1 protein-coding gene is annotated in these 941 nt (G+C 69.7%); it reads left to right on the top strand.

The window, feature by feature from the left end; all coding sequences use genetic code 11:
* Window positions 1-80: 80 nt before the first annotated feature.
* Complete coding sequence (locus tag GWK15_RS25560) at window positions 81-716, top strand: PRC-barrel domain-containing protein (RefSeq protein ID WP_168044434.1); 636 nt, start codon at window positions 81-83, stop codon at window positions 714-716.
* Window positions 717-941 lie beyond the last annotated feature (225 nt).

The raw sequence follows: 941 nt of genomic DNA, 5'->3' as shown, positions 1-941 counted from the left end.
ACTCGCGGCTCCGCCACGCGTTGTTGTCATGAGCATTCCGCGGTCGCGCAGTGCTTCTAAACCCCCACAAGGAAACGGCCATGACGTCCCCGGACAACAACCGCCAGCCATTGATTCCGATGATCCTCGCCGCCGGACTGATTGCCGCGCCGGTGCTTGCGATGGCGCAGACGGGCACTGCTCCGGCCACCCCGCCGACCGCCAGCGCCCCGTCGACCCCGCCGCCCGCCAGGGCTGCGACGACCTCGCCCGCCACTAGCGCCCCAGTGACCCCGCCGACCGCCAGCGCTGCGGCGACAACCCGGCAGGCCCTCGTCCCGCTGTTCACGGGAACGGGTGCGTCCACCGTGATGCTGCGACCGCGCCTGAGTCAGCTGATCGGCAGCCACGTCTACAACGAGAACGACGAGAAGATCGGCGAGGTGGAGGACATCCTGCTCTTCCCGGCCAGCGGCCTGCCTTCGGCCGTCATGGGAACGACGCCGGCGCCTGCGAGCGCCCCGGCCTCGACCGCGCCGGCCGCACCCGGCATGTCGTATCCGCTCGCCGTCGTGCAGGTTGGTGGCTTCCTCGGCATGGGCGGCCGCCTGGTCACCGTGTCGATGGGCGACCTCCGGTGGAATCTCACGAGCGAGCGCATCGTGATGCCGGGCGCGACGAAGGAGATCCTCCAGAGGCGGGCGGCCTTCGAGTACTCGATGCTTCGCCCGCGGTGAGTCGTCACGCCGCGTAACGGAGAGACGGCGCGGGGATGCCCCCGCGCCGTTCCACTGTCGTGGTCGAGAACGCCACCGCGGCGATCGGCTTTCCGCCGTGCGAGGAAATCCAACCCCGCCCGCCACCCTGCGCAGGCCCGCGCGTTTCAACAGAGCAGGTGTCCTGCCCGTCCGATCTCGGACGAAGACTTCGACGCCTGGGAAAGGGAGTTCCCGCCATGCAGT

Origin of the sequence: Neoroseomonas oryzicola, assembly GCF_012163135.1 — a bacterium.
GTDB classification, from domain to species: domain Bacteria; phylum Pseudomonadota; class Alphaproteobacteria; order Acetobacterales; family Acetobacteraceae; genus Neoroseomonas; species Neoroseomonas oryzicola.
Note: the sequence above shows the minus strand (reverse complement) of the source record. Positions and strands in the feature narration are given on the sequence as shown.